Origin of the sequence: Paenibacillus sp. S-12, from assembly GCF_030363895.1 — a bacterium.
In the GTDB taxonomy this organism is placed as follows: Bacteria; Bacillota; Bacilli; order Paenibacillales; family Paenibacillaceae; genus Paenibacillus_B; species Paenibacillus_B alvei.
This window is the reverse complement of the sequence record NZ_JASIUF010000012.1, coordinates 269888-291897: the sequence shown is the minus strand read 5'-3', so window position 1 is coordinate 291897 and position 22010 is coordinate 269888. Positions and strand designations below refer to the sequence as shown.

Sequence of the window (22010 nt, the reverse complement as noted above, 5' to 3'; positions counted from 1 at the left end):
TCTCCCTTCTTTTCCAACACGTTGCTTGTGGAATATGCTGTTGCAGGACATTACTCGCGGATTTGACCTTTACCATAAATCCGATATTTGGTTGACGTTAGAGCAGGCAGTCCCATAGGTCCTCTTGCATGCAGCTTCTGTGTACTAATGCCAATTTCGGCACCAAATCCGAATTCGAAGCCATCTGTGAAACGTGTCGAGGCATTATGGTATACTGCAGCTGCGTCAACTTCGTTCAAGAAACGATTGGCGCGCTCTTTGTTCTCTGTTATGATGCACTCGGAATGCTTCGTTCCATATCGAGCGATATGATCAAGAGCTTCATCCAAGGAATTCACCACTCGAATATTTAGTACATAATCGTTATATTCCGTTGCGTAATCCTGCTCGGTTGCTTTCTTCGCCCAAGGGGCGTAGGCAGTCGTTCGTTCACATCCGCGCAGCACAACACGGTGGGTATCGAACCCTTCCAGAAGTCCTGTCAAATGGCGTTCAGCAAATTGTTCATGAACAAGCAGAGTCTCCATGGAATTGCATACAGAAGGACGTTGAATTTTCGCATTATATGAAATCGATTCTGCCATATCAGGATCTGCGGTTTCATCCAGATAGGTATGACAGATGCCGGCGCCTGTTTCGATGACGGGGACAGTTGCGTTTTGAACGACGTTTTGAATGAGCGATGCTCCGCCGCGTGGTATGACGACATCAAGCAAGCCATTTAGCTTCAGCATCTCATCAACAGATGCGCGATCAGCATCTTCAATGAGCTGCAGGGCATCAACAGGAACGGAGGTTAATTTCAATGCTTCGTGCAGCACGGCTACAATCCGTTTATTCGATTCTAGTGCAGAAGAACCACCGCGCAGCACAACGGCATTTCCTGTCTTGAGGCATAATCCAGCCGCATCCACTGTAACATTTGGACGCGCCTCGTAAATCATGCCGATAACTCCTAGGGGAACGCGAATTTTTTCAATATGTAGACCATTAGGGCGGTCAATTGTTTCTAGTACATCACCAACAGGGTCAGTCAATTTAACGATTTGGCGCAAGCCCTCAGCCATGTCTTCGATCCGTGTTACATTTAATGCTAGACGGTCGAGCAGGGATGCGGATGTACCGAGCTGCCTGCCTTTTGCCAAATCTTTGGCATTTGCTTCTATTATGGAATCTGCGTGCTGCTCGAGCAGATCCGCCATTCTTAACAGAGCCTCATTTTTTTGGTCGGTCGTCAGCCGATTCATCACGGCTGCTGCTTCTTTTGCGATTGTAGCTTTTGAACGTACTTCACTCATCGTAGTAGCCTCCTTCTATGATCGTAGTGTGACCCATTCATCGCGATGTATCACTTCAATGCGCGGTACCCCAATGCGCTTCAGAACTTCTTCCGTTGACCAGCCAGCTGCAATCTTTAACTGATCAGTCTCGTAATTGACAATGCCTCTGCCTATAACACGACCGTCTAAGCCAGCTACCTCAACAACATCGCCCGGGTGGAAATCGCCTTCCACGTTACGTATGCCGGCAGGCAGAAGACTCGATCCGCGAGAGAGCAATGCTTGCTCGGCACCTTCATCAACAATAATCTGACCATGCGGAGTAGAATGGAAGCCAAGCCATTGCTTTTTCATAGGCAGTGCATGCAGATGAGTGTCGAAATAGGTGCCCTTGCCCTTGCCATCAACAGCAAGCATAAGATCACCTGGCTCATTCACTCTGCCGACAAAAGCGGGAACTCCGCCACGCATGGCGATCCGTGCTGCATCAAGCTTCGATCGCATTCCGCCCGTACCTACTGAAGAACCAGTTCCACCAGCATATGCGTAGATTTCTTCGTTGATTTCCTCTACTCGGTCGAACCGTTTCGCATTCGGATTAGAGCGGGGATCTGCTGTATACAAGCCATCCGTATCGGTAATGATGACGAGGCGGTCTGCATGAATGAGATTCGCAACAAGTGCAGACAAGGTATCGTTATCACCGAACTTAAGCTCCTCGACAGAAACTGTATCATTCTCATTAATGATTGGAATGACCCGCTGCTTGAGCAGCTCTTCCATTGTCATCTGTGCATTGTGACCGCGCTTGCGGTTTGCAAAGTCCGGGCGGGTCAGCAGCAACTGAGCCGAAGGAATCCCGAATTTCTGAAATTGCTCTTGATAAGCTTGCATGAGCAGCGCTTGACCAACTGCGGCAGCAGCCTGCTTCTCATGCAGAAGCTTAGGGCGTGACGCATAGCCTATATGTCGAAATCCTGCTGCAACTGCACCTGAAGTGACGAGGACGACATGTGCACCACGTTCAATTAGAGAGACGAGCTCACGTACGTAATACTCAATATGTTCTCGGTTTAGGCCGCCATGTTCTGATGTAAGCGAGCTACTTCCAATTTTCACTACAATTCGTTGATATTGTTCCATCATTAGTTCACTTCCTGATTTATTGACTCTCATGAATATATGGTAACGTACAACTCATGATTGCCGGTGCCAGAATGAAAATCGAATGATGTTGATACGACCAAGGGAAGTCCGATGAAGGATAGAAGGAAGCGGTTATTGGTATAAAAAAAGACCCCCGTCCTCTAAAGGACGAAAGTCACACTTCCGCGGTACCACCTTCATTGAGGGTTCCTAGAGCATATACCTGAACTGCTGTCGTGCACAGATCCGCTATACGTCAGAAACCATCCTGCTTGATCGCCTATAACGGAGGCATCCGTTCAGCTTCACGTCAAGACGCTTATGCTGACCGCTCAAGGATAGGTTCTGTAACGGCTCTGCGGCGGATGCTTGCAGCCTATGGCATTCCGCTCTCTGAACGCGACCTTCATTACGTACTGGTCCTGTCATCACGATAAGGTATTCATACTCTGGCACCCGCTGCTCGATTAAAGCAATGAGTGTATTACGAATAGAATACCATGTGATTCCAACGGAGTAAAGAAGGCGCCTATCGTATAAAGGCAGGTGACAGAAGATTCCTTTAAATAGAAGGTACGAAAGATACTTAACCGGCCATCGCGGCATAATTGCTTACCTATAAGAGAAGGACAAAAGGACAGACCTAAAACAGAGAAAGTCTTCCAATTCGTTCAACAGCTTCGCATAAACGCTCCTCAGTCGCAAGTAGACCTACTCTGACATAGCCTTCTCCATGCTGACCAAATCCGATGCCAGGTGCGGTAACAACATTCGCGTGCTCAAGCAGAAAATCAGCGAATTCAGCTGAAGTGTATGACTTCGGCACAGGGAGCCATGCAAAGAATGAGCCAGCGGATGGAACAGCCTCCCAGCCGATGCGATGCAGTTCTTTAAAGAACACATTTCTTCGCTTCTCATAGATCGCGCATAACGCTCTAACCGACTGCTGTGATTGCGTTAATGCCGCAGCGGCAGCTGCTTGGACCGCCCCGAAGAGACTGACATACATGTGATCCTGCATAAGGTTGATCAGTCGGATTAGCTCCTTATTGCCTACTGCAAATGCAACGCGCCAGCCAGCCATGTTGTACGTTTTCGACATGGTATAGAATTCGACTCCCACGTCCTTTGCACCAGGTGTCTGAAGAAAGCTTACCGGCCGTTTACCGTCAAATCCGATTGCTCCATAAGCGAAATCACTGGCTACAACGATGTTATGCTGGGCTGCAAACTGTACGGTCTGCTTGTAGAAAGTATGGCTTGCTACAGCGGACGTTGGATTGTTCGGATAGTTGAGGAACATCAGCTTGGCACGTTCTAGTTGCTGCTTTGTGATTCGTCCGTAATCCGGCAGAAATTGATTCGTTTCAAGCAATGGCATCATGACCATTTCAGCACCGGCAAGGGCCGCACCTGACCAATAATCCGGGTAACCGGGATCCGGAACGAGGCAGACATCTCCTGAGTTCAGCAGAATTTGACTAATTTCCACTAGTCCGGTTTTGCCGCCGAACAATACGGCTACCTCAGTGTCGGGATCCAGAACCACATCGTAATCTTCTTTGTACCGCTGGGCTATTGCTTCTTTTAAGTAACGATGCCCGCTGAAAGGAGGATATTTGTGATTGATTGGATCAGCGGCCGCTTCTTGCAGAGCAGTTACAATATGAGGAGCAGTGGGCAAATCCGGATTCCCTTGTCCTAGATTAATTACATCATGACCGGCAGCGATACGGGCGTTCGTTCGCTCTACAAGCTGGGCAAAGAATTGCTTAGGAAGCCGATCCATGCGTTCTGCCGGCCTAATTGAGATCGAACGGTACGATTCATCTAACATTTCTCATCCACTCCAGCAACCTGATTCGTTATCGGTTATCAAAATAATAACGATAATTTAGCATGTTTCCACTGAAGTGTATACCTTTTTTTTCATCGATTTCCGTGACTTACATGCGGTTTTTCTTTAAATACAACTTATCCGCTCGATTTTTCAGCCTTTCCTGTCGGTTCTGTAGTTAGCAACTGCTGTATAAATGGCTTAACATCGATGTTGATTCGCAATAAATAAGGCTTGCGTTCTTTGGAGAATACGAGAAGTAATGGCTCTTTCTCTGGACAATAGATAAGAAATACATCTTTCACTTGCACGGTCTCTCTAGGGAGGACGACATCAGCCGGGGATGTTAAAGGGATTCGCACAATATACCCGCATTGATGTCCAATTGTAAGCTGTGGGGATGGGCCAGTTATGGACTTGATCCATTGCACTGCAGTTGCTTGAAATTCCTTATTGTTCGGGAACGTCTTGACAATTCGCTGAGCCTTAATATCGAACAATTGGATAGGGGAACTTGCTGTTGAGTCACTGCCTTCATTTGGTGCCCATGCAAATATAATAGGCTTATTCAACATACTCGTACTGCAAACAAGGAAGATAGAGACTGTTAGGGCCCACTTGACCATACGTGGAATACGCATTATACATTTCATCCTTTCAAGACTGTGCTGGAGTTATTGTTCGTGTATATTCTTTCATTTCCGCTTACTTCCTTACATTGCCCATCTTGACTCCATTCCATGAAAAGGTATGATGAATGGTAGAAAGTGCTACGAAAATGAAAGTGTATTCGAAATGCCGATATGGAGGAGGGAATGCAATGAAAGAATTGTGGAATGTGTGTGCGATACAAATGGATGTAGCAATCGGCGAGCCGGACAAAAATATGGAGAGCGTGCTTCATCTGATCGGCAAGGCAATGGATAGAGAAAATAAACCCGATGTGATTGTGCTTCCGGAAATGTGGAATACGGGCTATGCACTTGAACGTATTCAGGATATATCAGACGTAAATGGACAACAGACGCAGCAGATGCTTACCATGCTTGCTGCGCGTTATGGAGTAAATATTGTCGGCGGCTCAGTATCTGTGCGTGAAGGGAATCAGATTTATAATCGCGTATATGTGGCAAGTCGAAACGGTGATATTGTCAGTTCCTATGACAAAGTTCATCTGTTTCAGTTGATGGATGAACATATTTATCTGTCTGCAGGGAATGGACTGGGGACGTTCATGCTGGACGGTGTGAAGTGCGGTGTAATCATCTGCTACGATCTTCGGTTTCCAGAGTGGTCCCGTACAATGGCGCTTCAAGGTACGGAGGTTCTTTTTGTCCCGGCAGAATGGCCGCATCCGCGTCTCCATCATTGGAATACGCTATTGATGGCAAGAGCGATCGAAAATCAGATGTATGTAGTAGCCTGCAATCGGGTAGGCACAAGCAAGGGAGTTAACGGACAAGAAACTACTTTCTTCGGTCATTCCGCAATTATTGATCCGTGGGGAGAGACGATCGCTGCTGCTGGGGAAAAGGAAGCATTGGTTCAAGCACCAATTGCTTTGCCACTTGTAACAGAGGTACGTAGTAGAATTCCTGTGTTCGCGGATCGAAGAGAATCGCTATATCAATCTGCTTTCGCAACTTATGGAAATACTTTCAAATCCGAGCATCTATGATGTCAAGAAAAGAGAGGCCTAAGCGAAACGAGAAGATGCTCGCACGACGCAGGGTTATCCTTTTTCTTATCCCCTTGTGTGCGGTCTGCTTGACTCTTCTAATCTGGTCGGGATATGGGGCTAATACAGTAAAGTTACTGCTTGGGAAGGCTCCTCAAGTCCAACTGAATTCAATTTCCCCTAAGGAAAGTCGTGAATCAATCGAGCAGAAGGTAGGGCAGGAGGGGGCAGAGGACGGCATTCAGGTGGAGCAGTGGCTGCAAAAGCTTACGTTGGATGAAAAAATTGGTCAAATGCTGCTGCTTGATCTATCTGCGCTTGCTGCAGAGCGACCCTCGACTCCTGTATCCCAACTTGTGACGCAATTGGCACCAGGGGGGATTATCTTATTCAAAGACGACATCAAGAGCGTGGAGCAAACGATTACGAATAACTTGCAAATGCTTCGCTCCTCGCAACTTCCTCTATGGATTGGAGTGGATCAGGAGGGTGGTGCAGTGAATCGCATACCGTTCGTCAGCGATTGGAATGGCAATATGGCAATTGCTGCGACCGGGGATCCCCGATTCGCTTCTGAAACTGCGTTTGAAATGGGGAAGATGCTACGCCTTCTTTTTTTCAACCTTAACTTCGCTCCAGTCGCTGACGTGAATGATGATCCATTCAATCCAGTTATTGGACTGCGTTCCTTCGGTTCTGAGCCTGATCAGGTATCCGCGTTTGTTCGCTCCTATGTCGAGGGGGCACATAAGAGTGGATTGCCTGCAATTGTAAAACACTTTCCTGGTCATGGTTCTACACGCACAGACTCACATGTCGGCTTGCCGAAGCTTCCCTATACATTGAAGCGGTTTGAGCAAGTGGAGTGGCTTCCCTTCAAAGCTGCAATAGAAAAAGGGGTGGACATGATCATGTCGGCCCACATTCAAGTTCCTCAAATAGAACCAAAGACAGCAACCTCACGAAAAGATGGCTCAGCGATCATGCTGCCTGCAACCTTATCTTCCCGCGTGCTTTCAGAGATACTGCGCAATCAATTGAAGTTTCGGGGTGTGATCATAACAGATGCACTCAATATGAAGGCGATAGCGGATAACTTTGGCTCAGAAGAAGCAGCTGTGATGTCGATTCAGGCAGGGGCAGATATTCTGCTTATGCCTCCTAAGCCCTATGAGGCCGTTGCTGCTATTCGCAAGGCGGTTACAAAGGGGACTCTTAGTAAGGAACGGATTGATGACAGTGTTCGCCGCATCTTGCAATTGAAGCTTGCTTATAAGATTATGGACGCTAAGCGAGCTTCGCGAATGAATGTGGATCAAGCGATTGAAAAGGCAAAGCTGTATATTGCGTCTAATCAAGCGGATAAACTGATGGATCGCATTGCAGAGCATGCAATTACAGGCTGGGGGGCACAAATGCCAAGCGAGCAGCCGCATGAGTTAATTACCTCAACGATGAATAAGGTGCTGCTAGTAGGTCATGATGATCGCAGTCTGGAACTTATGCAGCAGGCGCTGCAAGCAGAATTGTTGAAGCCAGGTGAATCAGCGTACAACGGGGCATCTTCACCGGCAACCAGGAATGCGATTGCGCAGCGAACATATTCCGTAACTTGTGAAATAGGTAAGCTGAAAGATAAGAACTTAGCTGCTCAAATTCGCTCCGCAGATGCTGTGATTATTGTGACGAACGATATATACCGACAGCCGCGAAGCGTCGAGGCAATTACGGGCCTCCTTGCTCAACTAGAACAGCAAAAAAAGCCTGTTGCAGTAATTGCAGCGGGTCTCCCTTATGATGTTCAAGTGTTGAGGAACGCTCCTGTCGGCTACGCCACTTATGGTCTAACAGAACGAAATGTGCGGATGGCCGCCCGTATCCTGCTTGGACGCGCCTCTGCCTTCGGTCAGTTGCCGGTAACGGATAAGTGATAGATTAACGGACAGCCAGCATTTATCCGTATGGCCTAGTCCGGATTGCGAGAACATAACGAACGCATTGCACGACAGGATTCAGTTCGCCACCATAGTACTACATGGATTCCCCGGCACGAGCGCGTGAGCCGAAGCGGGCAGTAATCGTCTCCTCTAAGGTTTGCATAAAGGCTTCTGCCGCATGCGACATATAGCGGCCTTCTCGATAAGCGATGACGAGTGTGCGGGAGGGCCTGCCTGTCAACGGGATATATGCCGGAACGAACTCACTTCGTGGAGCAGTTGCGATAAATGACGGCACTAAAGCGACACCCATCCCAGCAGCTACAAGGGATTGTACGGTCTCAATATTTGTGCTTTCGAACACAACATTTGGTGTAAAACCGGCGTCTTGGCAGAGCCGAACGGTAATTTGTCTAAATCCTTGACCGCGCTTCAATAAAATAAAGGGCTCATCAAGCAGATCGGATAGAGAAACAGGAGTTGCTTTGGAGCCCCCACTTTGCTGGACAGCAAGACGGTGCTGCGGAGGTACAGCGAGCAAAATCTCCTCCTCAACTACAGGCCGATAAGTGAGAGAATCGTCAGTCAGTGGCAAAGATAACAGGCACAGATCATTTTTGCCTTGTGCAGTCATTCGCTCAAGGTTGGAAGTTGAAGTGTCTTCAACAAGTACCAAATCAATGGCGGGGTAGCGCTGATGGAATTGCGGAAGCACGTGAGGGAGAATATGAGAGCCGGTTATCGGCATCGTCCCGATGACAACCTTTCCTTTTTTCGTTTGGCTTATATCGGCCATTTCGTTTTTGAGTTGTTCCATTGCATCGAGCATTTTCTGCGCGCGGTCAACAAATACCTCTCCAGCATGGGTTAGTTCCACTGAATTGGTCGTGCGTTGAAACAAAAGGACGCCGATTTCCTTCTCCAGTTTCGACAGTTGCTGGCTTAACGACGGCTGTGCAATATGCAGCTTCTCCGCAGCCCGCGAGAAGTTCCGCTCTTGTGCAATTTGTACAGCATAGAGCAGCTGTCTAAATTCCATGTCCGTTCATCCTCCTTATTGAACTGTTATAGGTTAAACCTATTATATTTATAGATATTATATCTTGGATCAATGAATAAGGAAATGCTATATTTGGTGGCAAGAGAAATAGAGAGAGAAGCGTAAAATCGCGGAGAGGTGAAGGAAATGACGACAAAGAAGACCATGTACGAAAAGATTTGGGATCGGCACGTCATTGTTCAAGAGGAAGGCAAACCGAGCATTTTGTACATTGATTTGCATTTGGTGCACGAGGTAACATCCCCCCAGGCTTTTGAGGGATTGCGTATGAGCGGCCGCAAGGTAAGACGTCCGGATCTTACTTTTGCAACGATGGATCATAATGTACCAACGAAGGATCGCTTCAATATAGCAGATCCAATCTCGAAGCAGCAAATTGATACCCTATCACAGAACTGTGCAGATTTCGATGTCACTCTGTTCGACCTGAACAGCATTGACCAAGGTGTCGTGCACGTTATGGGACCTGAGCTTGGTCTCACTCATCCTGGAAAAACAATTGTATGCGGAGACAGCCATACATCTACACATGGTGCATTCGGTGCTCTTGCATTCGGTATCGGCACAAGTGAGGTTGAGCATGTGCTTGCAACTCAATGCTTGCAGCAAGCGAAGTCGAAGACGATGGAAGTACGCTTCGTTGGCAAACGTAAGCCAGGCGTTACTGCGAAGGACATGATCTTGAGCTTCATTGCACAAAATGGGACTGATTTTGCAACAGGCTATGTGATTGAATATACAGGTGAAGCAATTCGGGAATTAACGATGGAAGAAAGAATGACAGTGTGCAACATGTCCATTGAAGCGGGTGCCCGTGCCGGACTTATCGCTCCAGACGATACAACCTTCCAATACTTGCGCGATCGTCAATATGTACCGCAAGGTGAGGCTTTCGAAGCCGCGATTGCAGAGTGGAAGGGCTATGTAACGGATGAAGGGGCTTCTTATGATCTTGTCGTTGAAGTGGATATGGATCAGCTAATCCCACAAGTGACATGGGGAACTAGCCCAGGTATGGGTACCGATATTACGTCGAATGTGCCAAACCCTGTTGATTTTGCAACTGAAAATGAACGCAAAGCTGCTGAGAAAGCGCTTGAGTATATGGATTTAAAACCTGGAACGCCAATGACTGATATTGCGGTCGATTACGTGTTTATCGGCTCCTGTACGAATGGGCGCATTGAAGATTTGCGTGCAGCTGCAGAGGTAGCTAGAGGCTACAAGGTAAATGAGAAGGTCACGGCCATCGTCGTTCCAGGATCTGGTCGAGTTAAGCTTCAAGCGGAAAAGGAAGGATTGGATCAAATATTCGTGGATGCAGGCTTCGAATGGCGCGATGCCGGATGCAGCATGTGCCTCGCAATGAACCCGGATGTGCTTCAGCCAGGACAGCGCTGTGCATCGACTTCCAACCGCAACTTTGAAGGGCGTCAGGGGCGTGGTGGCCGTACACATCTGGTATCGCCAGCAATGGCGGCAGCTGCGGCAATCAAGGGACACTTTGTTGATGTACGCAATTGGGAAATTAAAGCGGAAGTATTAAACTAAGGGAGGAACGAACGATGCAACCATTTACATCCATGAATGGTCTTGTTGCCCCAATCGATCGGGTCAACGTAGATACAGATGCTATCATTCCGAAGCAATTTTTGAAGCGTATTGAACGGAGCGGATTCGGACAGTTCTTGTTCTATGAATGGAGATTTGATGAGGACGGCAACGTTATCCCTTCGTTCACGTTGAATCAGCCACAATATGATGGAGCTTCCGTCCTGCTGTCCCGCGCGAATTTTGGCTGCGGCTCATCTCGTGAGCATGCGCCATGGGCGATTCTCGATTATGGCTTCCGTTGTGTCATCGCTCCATCCTTCGCAGATATATTTTACAATAACTGCTTCAAGAATGGCATCCTACCTATTAAACTGTCGGAAGAGCAGGTTGATGAGCTGTTTCGCCGTGCTGCAGAGAAGGCAGGGTATCGGTTAGAAGTGAATTTAGAAGAGAAGACAATTACAGATGCTTATGGCTTGAGCTACGCCTTCGATTTGGATGAGCATCGCCGTCAATTTTTGCTGCAAGGTCTCGATGATATCGGACTGACACTGAAGCATGAAGATGCAATTACGGCATACGAAGCTGCAAACGCAGACCGTGTTGCTTACCCAATGGTATAATTGAACGGCAAGATAGCAGTGTATAAAATCCCTGGATCGCTGTAGCGAACCGGGGATTTTTTTAGCGGTCAAGGTCGCTGGCTTTCGTGTGGCAAGTAGTGTAAAGCGCATGTCGGATCAAAAGGTTGCTACATACATGAATAATTTGCTCGATCAGTGCATTTAAAGAGCCGATTCCTTCCGAGGAGATGCTGGAACAAATACCTGAAATGTAAGATGAACTGCGGAGACCCCTGTTTTCATTATTTCTGCAGAAAAGAAGTAGCATGTGTTCAGTAGACCGATTTTCTATTTGCACTTTTTGTATGATCAGGCACGAAATAGTGAACGGTCTATTTTTGGTTGTTACGTATCTTGTCAATATTTATGTTCAAATGTGCAACTTTTGTCTTGCCATGGGGGAGTAGGTGTTTTACATTTAATACGAGGGATATTTTAGCAGATTATTTTTAGCCAAAAAATGTAGAAAACACGCAACTTTTGTACTTTTTATACGTCTAATAATACGTCCGTTCTTAATAGACAAATAGAATAGTGCGGAACATGACGAAAGGATGTAGAGGTGAAGATGCAGAAAAAACAAAAATTTGCGGTTGGATTGCTATTGATGCTGTTATGTTTAGTGTTTCCTTCGATGGGACAAGCTGCGCCTGATACAAGCTTGTACTTAAATGGGAATTCTTTGGCCTTGCCAGAGAACATTTCAATGCTGAACAATTCGGTCATGGTCCCGATTCGCGTCGTTTCCGAGGAGTTGGGTTATAAGGTTGATTGGAATCAGAAGGCGAAGACGGTAGCTATAAATGATAATAGCAGAAGCTTGAATCTCACCGTCAATCAGAAGACGGCGACAGTTGATAACAAAGATGTTACACTCGTTGCACCTCCGATTATTAAGAGCGATATTGCGCTTGTCCCACTTCGTTTTATCGGCGAAAATATGGGACTGAAGGTAGACTGGGATAATTCTACCAAATCGGTGTATATGTTTACATCCGAAGAGGTGGTGACGCCTCCAACTACCAATCCGGGCAATGACTCGTCATCAGACAATGGCAGTAATACGGGAGGCTCTGGCGAAGAGCAAGTGAAGCCAGACAGCAATCATGCAGTTGTTACGGATTTCTCATTTGACAATAACCAATTACATATCGCATTAGATCATAATGTAAGACCGAGCATTACGACAATGGATAGCCCTGACCGGGTTGTTATTGACTTGCCGAATGCAGTGTTTTCGGATCAATTTTATGAGAAATACAGTTTCAAACAGGATGGGCAAGGGGAATATGTAGTATCAGATTACCCAGATGTTCAGCGAATTCGCTTTGCAATGTTCAGTGACAAACCGAACACCGTGCGTTTCGTAATCGATGCAAGCTATCCATTGAATGGCAACGTCACACTGAATGATCAAGGTCTGACAACAATCGCGCTGTCGCAAGCTGTCGGGAATAATGGCAACAACAATGGCGGTACAACGAAACCGCCAGTTACACCAAATAAGCCGAATGGTACGTATACCGTTGTCATTGATGCCGGTCATGGAGGCAAGGATTCCGGTGCGATCAGCTTGACCAAGAAGACGGAAAAGGACTTTACTTTGGCACTTGCCTTGAAAGTCGGAGAGTTACTTCGTAAAGAAGAAAAGATCAATCTTGTTATGACGCGCGAAGACGATTCATTCCCTGAATTATCGGATCGTTCATCGCTTGCGAACAAAATTGGTGCGGATATATTCGTATCGATACATGGAAACAGTGCGAAAAATAGCCCTTCTGTAACAGGTACGGAGACGTTCTATTATCACAAGAGCAGCGAAGCACTTGCCAAGACGTTGCATAAAAATTTATTGAATGGAACGCAATTTAAGGATCGGGGTATCAAATTTGGAGATCTCCATGTCGTTCGAGAAACGAAGATGCCGTCGGCTCTGCTCGAAATAGGCTTTTTAACGAGTACGAATGACGAACCTCAGATGTTCGATGAGCAGTTCCAATGGCGCGTTGCAGAGAACATTGTCAAAGGAATTAAAGAATATTTGGGCGTTTCCTGATTCCTGATAATGCAACCTTTTGCAGACTGTAGCGTTATGAACGATGTAAAGGAGGTCATGATTGATGAAGACACGCAAATGGTGGGCGCTGGCAGCAGTAGTACTATCCATTACAATTATAAGTGCATGTGGCGCAAAGCCGACGACGAATGGAGCTCAGCCAGATCAACCAACAGCAGAACAACCGACGACAGAAAAGCCGTCCGGGGAGACGACACAACCTGAGCAGCCAATAACAGACAACAACACCAATGGAGAATCCAAAGCTGACAAAAAGGAGCAAACGCTCGATGTCTACGTTTCGGATGACCAATTGATGGAGCTGAAAAGCTACAAAAAGAAGATTCAGTTTGCAAATGATAATGAAAAATATCAGGCTGCGTTAGAAGCATTACAATCGTCTGATAATGACAAGGACATTCCATTATGGAAAAGCATCGACTTTAAATCCGTAAAAATGGAGAATGGTACGCTTGTCATTGATATTCATATTACGGAAGAGGGCCATCTTGGCGCTGGAGGCGAACAGTTCGCGTTAGAGTCTCTCACGAAGACGATGTTCCAATTCGATGAAGTAAAGGCAATTGATATTCTGGTAGACGGAAAATCAGATGAAAGCTTGATGGGACATGTAACCTTGGATCATCCAATTAAGCGTCCTTAAAAAGAACGAAACGTGTTAGAAAAACAAAATAATACCAGTAATTATTCGAGAACAGGGGCAGGAATTGCCCCTGTTCTTGTCGAAAAAGAACATCTTACGAGGAAATTTATGTGGAAGGGGATGCACCATGCAATCAAATACAAAACCACGTGTGCGCAAAGCACGTGCCTTAACAAGTGCGTTATTGGCCGTATCCATGATGCTGACAACTATGCAATTTGCTATGGCAGCGGAGTCGAATTCGGCTACGAAGACGAATCAAGTAACATCAACCTCGAATACAAGTCCGATATTCAGCGATGTTAAGCTTGGTTATTGGGCAGAAAAACATATACATAAGCTTGCTGCATTGGGTGTTCTTAAGGGGGATAACGGGAAGTTCCGTCCCGGAGATGCTGTAACACAACAAGAAGCGATCGCAATGGCTATTCGCTACATGGGGCTGGAGGGTGAACTCAATTCTACAGATTCCGTAGCCCTTCCTGCTGATTTTAAAGTAGGCACTTATTTCAAGCCATATATCGTTCTTGCACTTCAAAAAGGACTTTTGGACAAAAATGAACTTGCAAATCCAGATAAGAAGCAAGCATGGGGCGATAAGAAGGCAACTCGTGAATGGGTAACGAAAATATTGGTTCGTGCAGTCGGCAAGCAAGCGGATGCGGAACGTGCGATGAGCAAAAAAACAACGTTTGCTGACAATAGTAAAATCAGTGCTACTGCATTGGGTTATGTCAACACAGCAGTTGATCTTGAATTGACAACTGGATTGACCGGCAATCGTTTTGATCCTCAAGGCAATGTAACCCGTGCGCAGCTCGCAACGTTTTTCAGCCGCGGAGAAAAAGTGTACAAGGTGAAGCATGCTTCCGAGGCACTCGGTTATGTAATGAGCATGAATGATCAAGAGATGCGTCTCTACACGGAGGATGGCAAATCAGTATCCTACCGCTGCGACAGCAAAACGATGTACTATAAAACAGACAGCGAGCAGGCGATCAAGGCTTCCGAGATCGGGTTATATATGAAAATCCGAGTTGTTGTACAATCGGGTAATGCAACTTATATTGAATTGATTGACGCAGAGCCGAAGGTGGAGACGTCTACCGTTAAGCTGAGATACGTTGCGCCTTCAGAGAAGAAGCTGTACTTTACGAGAGATGGCTCTGATGCATTGTCTGATATTGTGTATGACAGCAGCGCGACAGTATTCAAAGATGCCAGCGGCAACACGATCGAGCCTTCCAAGCTGGTTACGGACAGTGAGCTTGTTATCAAGCGGGAGACATTTACGAATGAACGCAAAATCATTGAGGTGCAGATTAAATCGGGACCAATCAATAAGTCTGCTAAAGGGACAATCACTTCGGTAGATGCTAAAAACCGTTCGGTTACGATCAAATCCGAGAGTGGAGAAAGCGAAACATACACGGTTGCAGAGGGCGCTTACGTACGGTATAAGGATCAATTGTTGTCCGGGCTTAGCAGTCTCAAGGAAAATGATAAAGTCAATTATACGGTGAAGAATAGCGTCATCACTGAAATCGAATTGATGAACGCTCAACAATTGACCATTACGGGAACCTTATATGAAAAAGGTACTTCGAAAACCAGCATTACGATCCGAAAAGAAGACAATAGGTTGGAAGCGAAATTGCTTGCGCGTGAAGTAACGATTGATATTGATGGCATGAAAAATCCTTCCTTCGATGATATCGTAGCTGGTGAATACGGGGATCGTGTAGAATTAACGCTAAACAGCGATGATCTCGTTACGAACATTAAGGTCATGAACCGGAAGGCCGAAATGTTAATTGGAGCTACGGTTGTAGATTACGATAGAGGGAACAATTTGTTGATGGTGATGGACGAGCGCAAAGAGCCGCATGCTTTCAAGTTGACAAATGAAACGCGTTTTGAGAACAACGGAGTTAAGGTTGCAGTTGATGATATCGCGAGTCAATTAAAAGATGGCAAGCGTAAGGTTAACATTCAATATACAGCTAAAAATGCGCTCCTTGTGCAGTTTGTCAACAAGTTTGAAGGGACGTTTGTCTTTGCTAGCTCAACCGCTAAGACGGTGACGATGAAGCTTGCCAATGGGCAGACGGTTACGCTGCCGTATAAGAGCAACACACTTAGTGTTGAAAAATATGGAAAGAGCGGCGTTTCATTGAATGATGTGAATAATGGTGATACAATTGTAGCTTACTTCACTGATGATCAGTCTTCAGTAACATCACTTGCCGTTCGTCAAACCCTGCAGTTTGAGGTTGCGTCTCGTGATGCAGCGAAGTATCGCATGCGCTTGCGCTCGAACGGTTCAACAATCGAGGAATTTTATGTAGGCAGTGCAACGATTTATGATTTGAACAACAACAAGATCAAGATTGCAGACTTGAAGGATAATGACTATGTCAATGTTGTATTGGACGGACGCTCTATCGTGGAGGTGCGTCAAGTTCAAGTTACATACGGTCGAGTAGAGTCTGTAGATACGAACAACGGTTCGATTCGTGTGCGCGACAATGGCGGTTCTTTGTCTGTCCACCAAGTAGGCAAGAACGCGCAAATTCAGGTTGATAATTCCTCGACATCGAATTTGAGCGCGTTGAAAGAAGGAGACCGTGTGGAGGTGCGCAAGGACACAAGCGATCTTGCAGTTGTGAAGCTGATCAGCGGCGTGAAGCGCAGCTTCTGGCGTTATAATTCCAGTACGAGTGAATTGTACGTCAAACGCACCATGGCAGAAAATAATTATATATTCAATGTTCATCCGAATGCATTTATTCATTCGAAGGGCGAGAAAATCAGCCTGTCTTCCATTAAAGAAGATACCGATATTATGTTGTATATGATTAAGGATCAGGTTGTTGAAATCGAGAAAGTGTCTTAAACTACGATTAGGTTCACTACGAGCCGTCTCACCTTTGCGGGTGAGGCGGTTTTTAGGTGAACCGTCAAGAAGAATGGATAGAAAGGTGAGGTGACTCCTAGATGGCAACAAGTGTCCGCGTCCGTCATATTCTCGATACGATTGCTCAGATGTACCCTGACGCGCATTGCGAGTTGACTCACTCCAATCCGTTCGAATTGACAATTGCAGTCCTGTTGTCAGCCCAATGTACAGACGAGACGGTGAATAAGGTAACGGCCACGCTGTTCCAAAAGTATAAATCACCGGAGGATTATTTAGCTGTTCCACTCGAAGAGCTGGAATCGGATATTCGTCGAATTGGTTTGTTCCGCAACAAGGCGAAAAATATTCAGAAGCTATGCCAAATTCTCATTGATAAATACAGTGGTGAAGTACCTCGGGAGCACGCTCAATTGACAGAGCTTCCGGGTGTCGGCAGAAAGACGGCCAATGTGGTCGTTTCCAACGCCTTCGGTGTGCCTGCAATGGCAGTGGACACACATGTCGAGCGCGTCTCCAAGCGCTTGCGACTAGCTAACGAAGACGATAGTGTGTTGGAAGTGGAGAAGAAGCTGATGCGAAAAATTCCTCGTGAAGAATGGACAATCACGCATCACCGGTTAATCTTTTTTGGACGTTATCATTGCAAAGCGCAATCCCCCCAATGTGACATTTGTCCGCTGCTAGATAGTTGTCGAGAGGGTAAAATACGTATGAAAGCGACCAAACCTAGAAAGACTGGAAAATATAAGAACGTGGATGGGAGTCGGTCGTGATGAAATGTATTTCGGTATACACGAATGATTTTGAACAATTTTCTAATATTTATGAAAAAATTATGCAAACACCTCTTCAAGAGGATGAAGAACGTGAAATTGACGGTGTTACGGTATATGCAGCTGGACAAGTCCCTGATCAGTATGTCGAACGTATGCGCCAAAAACGTGATGTTGTCGTTATGCGTGTGAAGGATGCAGGAATTACAATCTTGCAGCGCGGAGAACAATTCGAAATCATTCTCCCTGAACAGCAAAATATGGTACACTAGAAACCGAGTAGAAGGCAAAAAGAGGAAGCCGATTACTCGGTTTTTTCTATGCCTAGGCATAATATTAGGCGTTCTGTTAGTTATCGATGCGACGAGGGAGACGTGAATGGAGAAGATGAATGCGAGGTTGCACACCAATTCGGCCATTGCGGAGAAAGACAGCGGGGAACTCGGAAAATGGCTGAAGCATACAGCGGAACAGATGCAGCATAGGGGAGATGTGCAGCACGCCGAGAAGATGCTGGAACTTGCGAAGAAATGGCAAGAGTCGATCGTGATGGTTACGTTCTGCGGCCATTTTTCAGCAGGAAAATCAAGTGTGATTAATGCATTGTGCGGCAAGCAGCTGCTGCCATCCAGCCCAATTCCAACGAGTGCAAATGTAGTTACGCTCCGTTATGGCGAGCGCCATGCACGGGTGCTTCGGCGGTTAGGGGATGGATCAGTACGGGAGGAGCCTGTCCAATTTGAGCAATTGGATGAGATATGCCGCGATGGTATAGGCATAGAGCGTGTTGTGCTCTTTGATGAAATTGAGTGGATGGAGCAAGGAGTCGCTCTGCTGGATACTCCAGGGGTCGATTCAACAGATGCTGCTCATCGGGCGGCTACTGAGGAAGCCATGCATCTGGCTGATATTGTGTTCTATGTAACGGATTATAATCATGTGCAGTCAGAGACGAATTTTGCGTTTGCAAAGGAAGTTGCAGATGCGGGCAAGCCGCTTATTTGGATCGTCAATCAGATTGATAAACATCGTGAGCAGGAGCTGACCTTCGAATCCTATCAACAGGATGTGAAAAGTGCACTGGATGCGTGGCAGCTTAAGCCTGAGGGTGTGTTTTACATATCTGTTAAGCAGCCTGAACATCCGCTTAATGAATGGAATGCGCTTGAAGCTTATGTGCGCCAAGCTGCTATGGAACGGTTGCCGCTCGTTCGTTATGGCATTATGCGTGCGGCATGCGAGATGATTGCAGCGCATGCCAAGTTATTGAAGGAGCCTTATGTAAGCAAGCGTGAGCAATTCATTGAACGTATAGGTGACGAGGCTGCCTTGATGACGTGGAAGGAGCAAGTGCGCCAAGCGGAACAACGAGTTGCGGAGCTTACAGCACGGCAAGAGGAAGTAAATGATCTGTTTCAGAAGCAGCTACAGCAGCTGCTTGCCAATGCAAATGTGACGCCTGCAGCTATGCGTGATCAGGCACAGCAATATTTAGAGTCACGCAAGCCAGGCTTCAAGGTTGGCTTCTTATTCTCTGGGGTGAAGACGGAAACGGAACGTAATCAACGTCTGAATGCCCTTACATCCATATGGAAGGATGGATTGCGGGCGAATGTAGAAGTTCATCTCATCCAAATGATTCGTGCACTTGCTGAGGAGGTTGGGGCGGACGGTCAAGAAGCATCTTCTGCTATGGAGAGCGCATTGCCTGATTTGGGCAAAAGCTGGCTGGCAGCTTCGGTATCAGAAGGGGCAAGCGGCTCGCCAGAGTATAACTTGAATTATTGCCGTTCGCTTGCTGATGAAGCTCGAACCTTACTGCGCAGAGCTGCTCTGACCGTTGCAGAGCCTTTGTTGAAGATCAAGCTCCAGCGATATCGAGATGATTTTTTGCAAGCAGAGAAAGAGTTAGCAGAGATGAAGTCGCTTCATCTTGATTACACAGAATTGGAGAGCAGCTTGCAGGCAATTGATCAAATGGAAGCGGAGTTGGCTCGTCAGATCGAATTGTGGCTGCCAGCCGATAAGCAGCAGCATGGATGGAACGGTCTGCTTCCAGATGTTCTTAGCGTGAAGCAGCAAGCGAGCAGCAAGCAGAAAATAAAAGGCGGCCACTCGGTATCGCAGTCGATGAACAATGCAGAATGCAATTCTAATGCTGTCAATAGGCTTGGCAGTTCTGCTCAAGCGGTGAAACGCTCTGATAAACAGGCAATCGTTGAGTCGTGGCTGGAGCTGTCTGATGATGATGGTAACAGAACAAATGAGGAGCAGGATGAATATGCGCAAGCCTATGCAAGTAGATATGGATCAGCACAAGGGCTTTATGAGCATGGTACAACGGTATCCGGAAGCTCTCAGCAGCCAATTGAAAATTCGGAAGCACCTAGACAAGTCCGTCGTAGGCTGACAGATACGGCTGGAAAGCTCGAACAAGCAGCAGGCGTTCTTGAACAGCTGGATTCGATGCGTATGCTTGCGTCAGAGATGCGCGACAAGGCCAAACGGCTAGTTGAGAACCGCTTCACAGTAGCGCTATTCGGGGCCTTCAGCGCCGGGAAATCATCATTCGCGAATGCCCTTATCGGACAGAACGCTCTCCCGGTATCGCCCAACCCGACGACAGCTGCGATTAATACAATCGCTGCTGCAACAGACGCGCACCCGCATGGCACGGCGCGCGTAACGATGAAGCGCGAAGCGAAGCTGTTAGATGACCTTCGCTACGCGCTGGAAACCTTGGGCGAGCAGAGTGCTTCCACCATGGAGATGGAGGAAGCGCTGCATGCGCTCGCCCGGATTCGCCCGGAGACGATTCATCCTTCCGGGCGCCCTTACTACCGCTTCATCCAGGCTGTGAAGCGGGGAATCGATAAGGCTCGAGGCCTATTGGGCCAGGAGCTTATGGTCGATGAAGCAGAATATCGCTTATTCGTAAGCGATGAATCTCGTTCAGCCTTTGTTGAACGTATTGATCTATTTATTGACAGCGAGCTCACGAGACAAGGCTTCGTCTTCGTAGATACACCAGGTGCAGACTCAATTAATGCAAGGCATACAGGTGTTGCATTTGAGTATATGAAACAAGCCGATATCATTTTGTTTGTGACGTACTATAACCACGCTTTTTCACAAGCAGATCGGCAATTTCTTACCCAACTTGGCCGTGTCAAGGATGCCTTCGAGCTGGATAAAATGTTCTTCGTTGTTAACGCATCGGATCTAGCCGCTTCTCCAGAAGAGCTTTCAAGCGTGCTTGATTATGTAGAGGATAGACTGCGTGAGTTCGGCGTACGTAATCCCCGTCTATTTCCGATATCCAGCTTGCAGGCCTTGGAAGGCAAACAGCAGGCACAATCCGAGAAGATTGAAAAGTCAGGGATAGAAGCGTTCGAGCAGTCGTTCCTGCAGTTCGCAGGCAATGAACTAAGTCAACTCAGCATCCATTCTGCCCAAATCAGCTTGGAGAGGGCAGCTAAGCAGTTGAAGGCCATGTGGGACGCCTCTCACGCTGATGCTGCAGAGCGCGAGCGGGAATTGCTCCGCTATCAGAACTTGGTTGAACAAGCCCACAGCAGCTGTTCGGAGTGGCTAAAGCGTGATGAGACAAGTGCATTCCGCCAAGAAGCAGATGAACTGCTTTATCATGTGAGCCAGCGGCTGCAGTTCCGCTTTGGCGCTATGTTCTCTCATGCGTTCAACCCGGCTTCGCTGCGCAGAGATGATCGTAATATCGACAGTTCTTTGCAGCGCTGTTATGTAGAATGGAGCCGCATATTTACCAAGGAGCTTGCGAATGAATTGTACGCAACTTCTCTGCGAATGGAGCAAAGCGCAAAGAAACTTGTAACGAGCTATCGTAATCGCCTCCAGCAGACAATCACGGAGCAGTTGCCTGGATACTCGCCGACAGAAGAAGCTATGACTGCTTGGCCAACCCCTGAGGTATCCGGTGAGATTAACTTGCCGAATGTTACAACACGCTGGATTCGAGGCTATTTCCGTAATAGCAAGGCATTCTTTGAAGGCAATGGCCGAAGTGAGCTTAGGCAGGCATTAGAGCTTCAGACGATGCAGGCTGTCAAGCAGGCGACAGAGGAGCATCGGGAGCGATTCATCAAGCATATGCTCACGCATTATCACCAAGTTGTCCAAAAGTCCTACACAGAACTTTCTGAAGCGTTGGATCGATATATGGAAAGATTAAGCAGCGCTTTACAGGCAGATGTCGATGAAGGTCTGCTTCAAGCGGTGATGAGCGCCATGGAAGAGGTAATATCTGCCGATAAAGTATCAAACGAAAGAGATGAATTTTAGCAAAATTGATATCAAAACCGTATCAATCCCTTACAAACGCTTACCGGACATATGTTTGGTAAGCGTTCTTTATTGAATAATGAACCACAAGTCAGTAAATCAGACGATTTAAGAGAAATGTTTGGATATGTTCCCACTAACCTCGGAAAAATCGAGCACAATCCG

Annotated in this window: 15 protein-coding genes; 10 read left to right on the top strand and 5 right to left on the bottom strand. The window is 46.9% G+C overall.

Features of this window, described 5'->3' with window-relative positions:
• Positions 1-50: 50 nt before the first annotated feature.
• From NO352_RS12360 to NO352_RS12345, 4 genes are all read right to left on the bottom strand, one after another.
• Positions 51-1298 carry a glutamate-5-semialdehyde dehydrogenase gene (locus tag NO352_RS12360; protein WP_005547035.1) on the bottom strand — a complete coding sequence of 416 codons (1248 nt, stop codon included), beginning with the start codon at positions 1296-1298 and terminating at the stop codon, positions 51-53.
• Between the two features lie 15 nt (positions 1299-1313).
• Positions 1314-2423, bottom strand: a complete 1110-nt coding sequence (gene proB / locus NO352_RS12355) for a glutamate 5-kinase (protein ID WP_268599746.1) — start codon at positions 2421-2423, stop codon at positions 1314-1316.
• A gap of 646 nt (positions 2424-3069) precedes the next feature.
• Complete coding sequence (locus NO352_RS12350; protein WP_289355794.1) at positions 3070-4263, bottom strand: pyridoxal phosphate-dependent aminotransferase; 1194 nt, start codon at positions 4261-4263, stop codon at positions 3070-3072.
• Positions 4264-4400: 137 nt separating this feature from the next.
• Complete coding sequence (locus tag NO352_RS12345) at positions 4401-4904, bottom strand: type IV secretion system protein VirB6 (RefSeq protein WP_268599679.1); 504 nt, start codon at positions 4902-4904, stop codon at positions 4401-4403.
• A 179-nt stretch (positions 4905-5083) separates the two neighbouring features.
• On the opposite strand from NO352_RS12345, the gene NO352_RS12340 reads away from it, so the two are divergent.
• Both NO352_RS12340 and NO352_RS12335 read left to right on the top strand, forming a co-directional pair.
• Positions 5084-5941, top strand: a complete 858-nt coding sequence (locus NO352_RS12340) for a carbon-nitrogen family hydrolase (protein WP_289355793.1) — start codon at positions 5084-5086, stop codon at positions 5939-5941.
• Between the two features lie 89 nt (positions 5942-6030).
• Positions 6031-7872, top strand: coding sequence for a glycoside hydrolase family 3 protein (locus NO352_RS12335; protein WP_289355792.1), 1842 nt, complete (start codon positions 6031-6033; stop codon positions 7870-7872).
• A gap of 100 nt (positions 7873-7972) precedes the next feature.
• Here the strand turns inward: NO352_RS12335 and NO352_RS12330 are convergent, their stop codons facing one another.
• Positions 7973-8917 (bottom strand): LysR family transcriptional regulator, encoded by a 945-nt coding sequence (locus NO352_RS12330; RefSeq protein WP_262866619.1) that lies wholly within the window; start codon positions 8915-8917, stop codon positions 7973-7975.
• A gap of 147 nt (positions 8918-9064) precedes the next feature.
• Between NO352_RS12330 and leuC the strand changes: the two genes are divergently transcribed.
• The 8 genes from leuC to NO352_RS12290 all read left to right on the top strand — a co-directional run bounded on the left by leuC (position 9065) and on the right by NO352_RS12290 (position 21845).
• Positions 9065-10489: a 3-isopropylmalate dehydratase large subunit gene (leuC, locus tag NO352_RS12325; protein ID WP_289355791.1), complete on the top strand. Its 1425-nt coding sequence runs from the start codon at positions 9065-9067 to the stop codon at positions 10487-10489.
• A 14-nt stretch (positions 10490-10503) separates the two neighbouring features.
• Positions 10504-11115: a 3-isopropylmalate dehydratase small subunit gene (leuD, locus tag NO352_RS12320; protein ID WP_289355790.1), complete on the top strand. Its 612-nt coding sequence runs from the start codon at positions 10504-10506 to the stop codon at positions 11113-11115.
• A gap of 568 nt (positions 11116-11683) precedes the next feature.
• Positions 11684-13171, top strand: coding sequence for an N-acetylmuramoyl-L-alanine amidase (locus NO352_RS12315; RefSeq protein ID WP_289355789.1), 1488 nt, complete (start codon positions 11684-11686; stop codon positions 13169-13171).
• Positions 13172-13235: 64 nt separating this feature from the next.
• Entirely contained in the window at positions 13236-13835 is a 600-nt protein-coding gene (locus NO352_RS12310; RefSeq protein ID WP_005547062.1) for a GerMN domain-containing protein, read from the top strand.
• Between the two features lie 127 nt (positions 13836-13962).
• Positions 13963-16731, top strand: a complete 2769-nt coding sequence (locus NO352_RS12305) for an S-layer homology domain-containing protein (protein WP_289355788.1) — start codon at positions 13963-13965, stop codon at positions 16729-16731.
• A 101-nt stretch (positions 16732-16832) separates the two neighbouring features.
• On the top strand, positions 16833-17528 hold the full coding sequence (gene nth / locus NO352_RS12300; protein WP_005547066.1) for an endonuclease III: 696 nt from the start codon (positions 16833-16835) through the stop codon (positions 17526-17528).
• On the top strand, positions 17528-17800 hold the full coding sequence (locus NO352_RS12295; protein ID WP_005547068.1) for a hypothetical protein: 273 nt from the start codon (positions 17528-17530) through the stop codon (positions 17798-17800). Before nth ends, NO352_RS12295 begins: the two co-directional genes overlap by 1 nt.
• Before the next feature lie 106 nt (positions 17801-17906).
• Positions 17907-21845, top strand: a complete 3939-nt coding sequence (locus NO352_RS12290) for a dynamin family protein (protein ID WP_289355787.1) — start codon at positions 17907-17909, stop codon at positions 21843-21845.
• Positions 21846-22010: the final 165 nt, after the last annotated feature.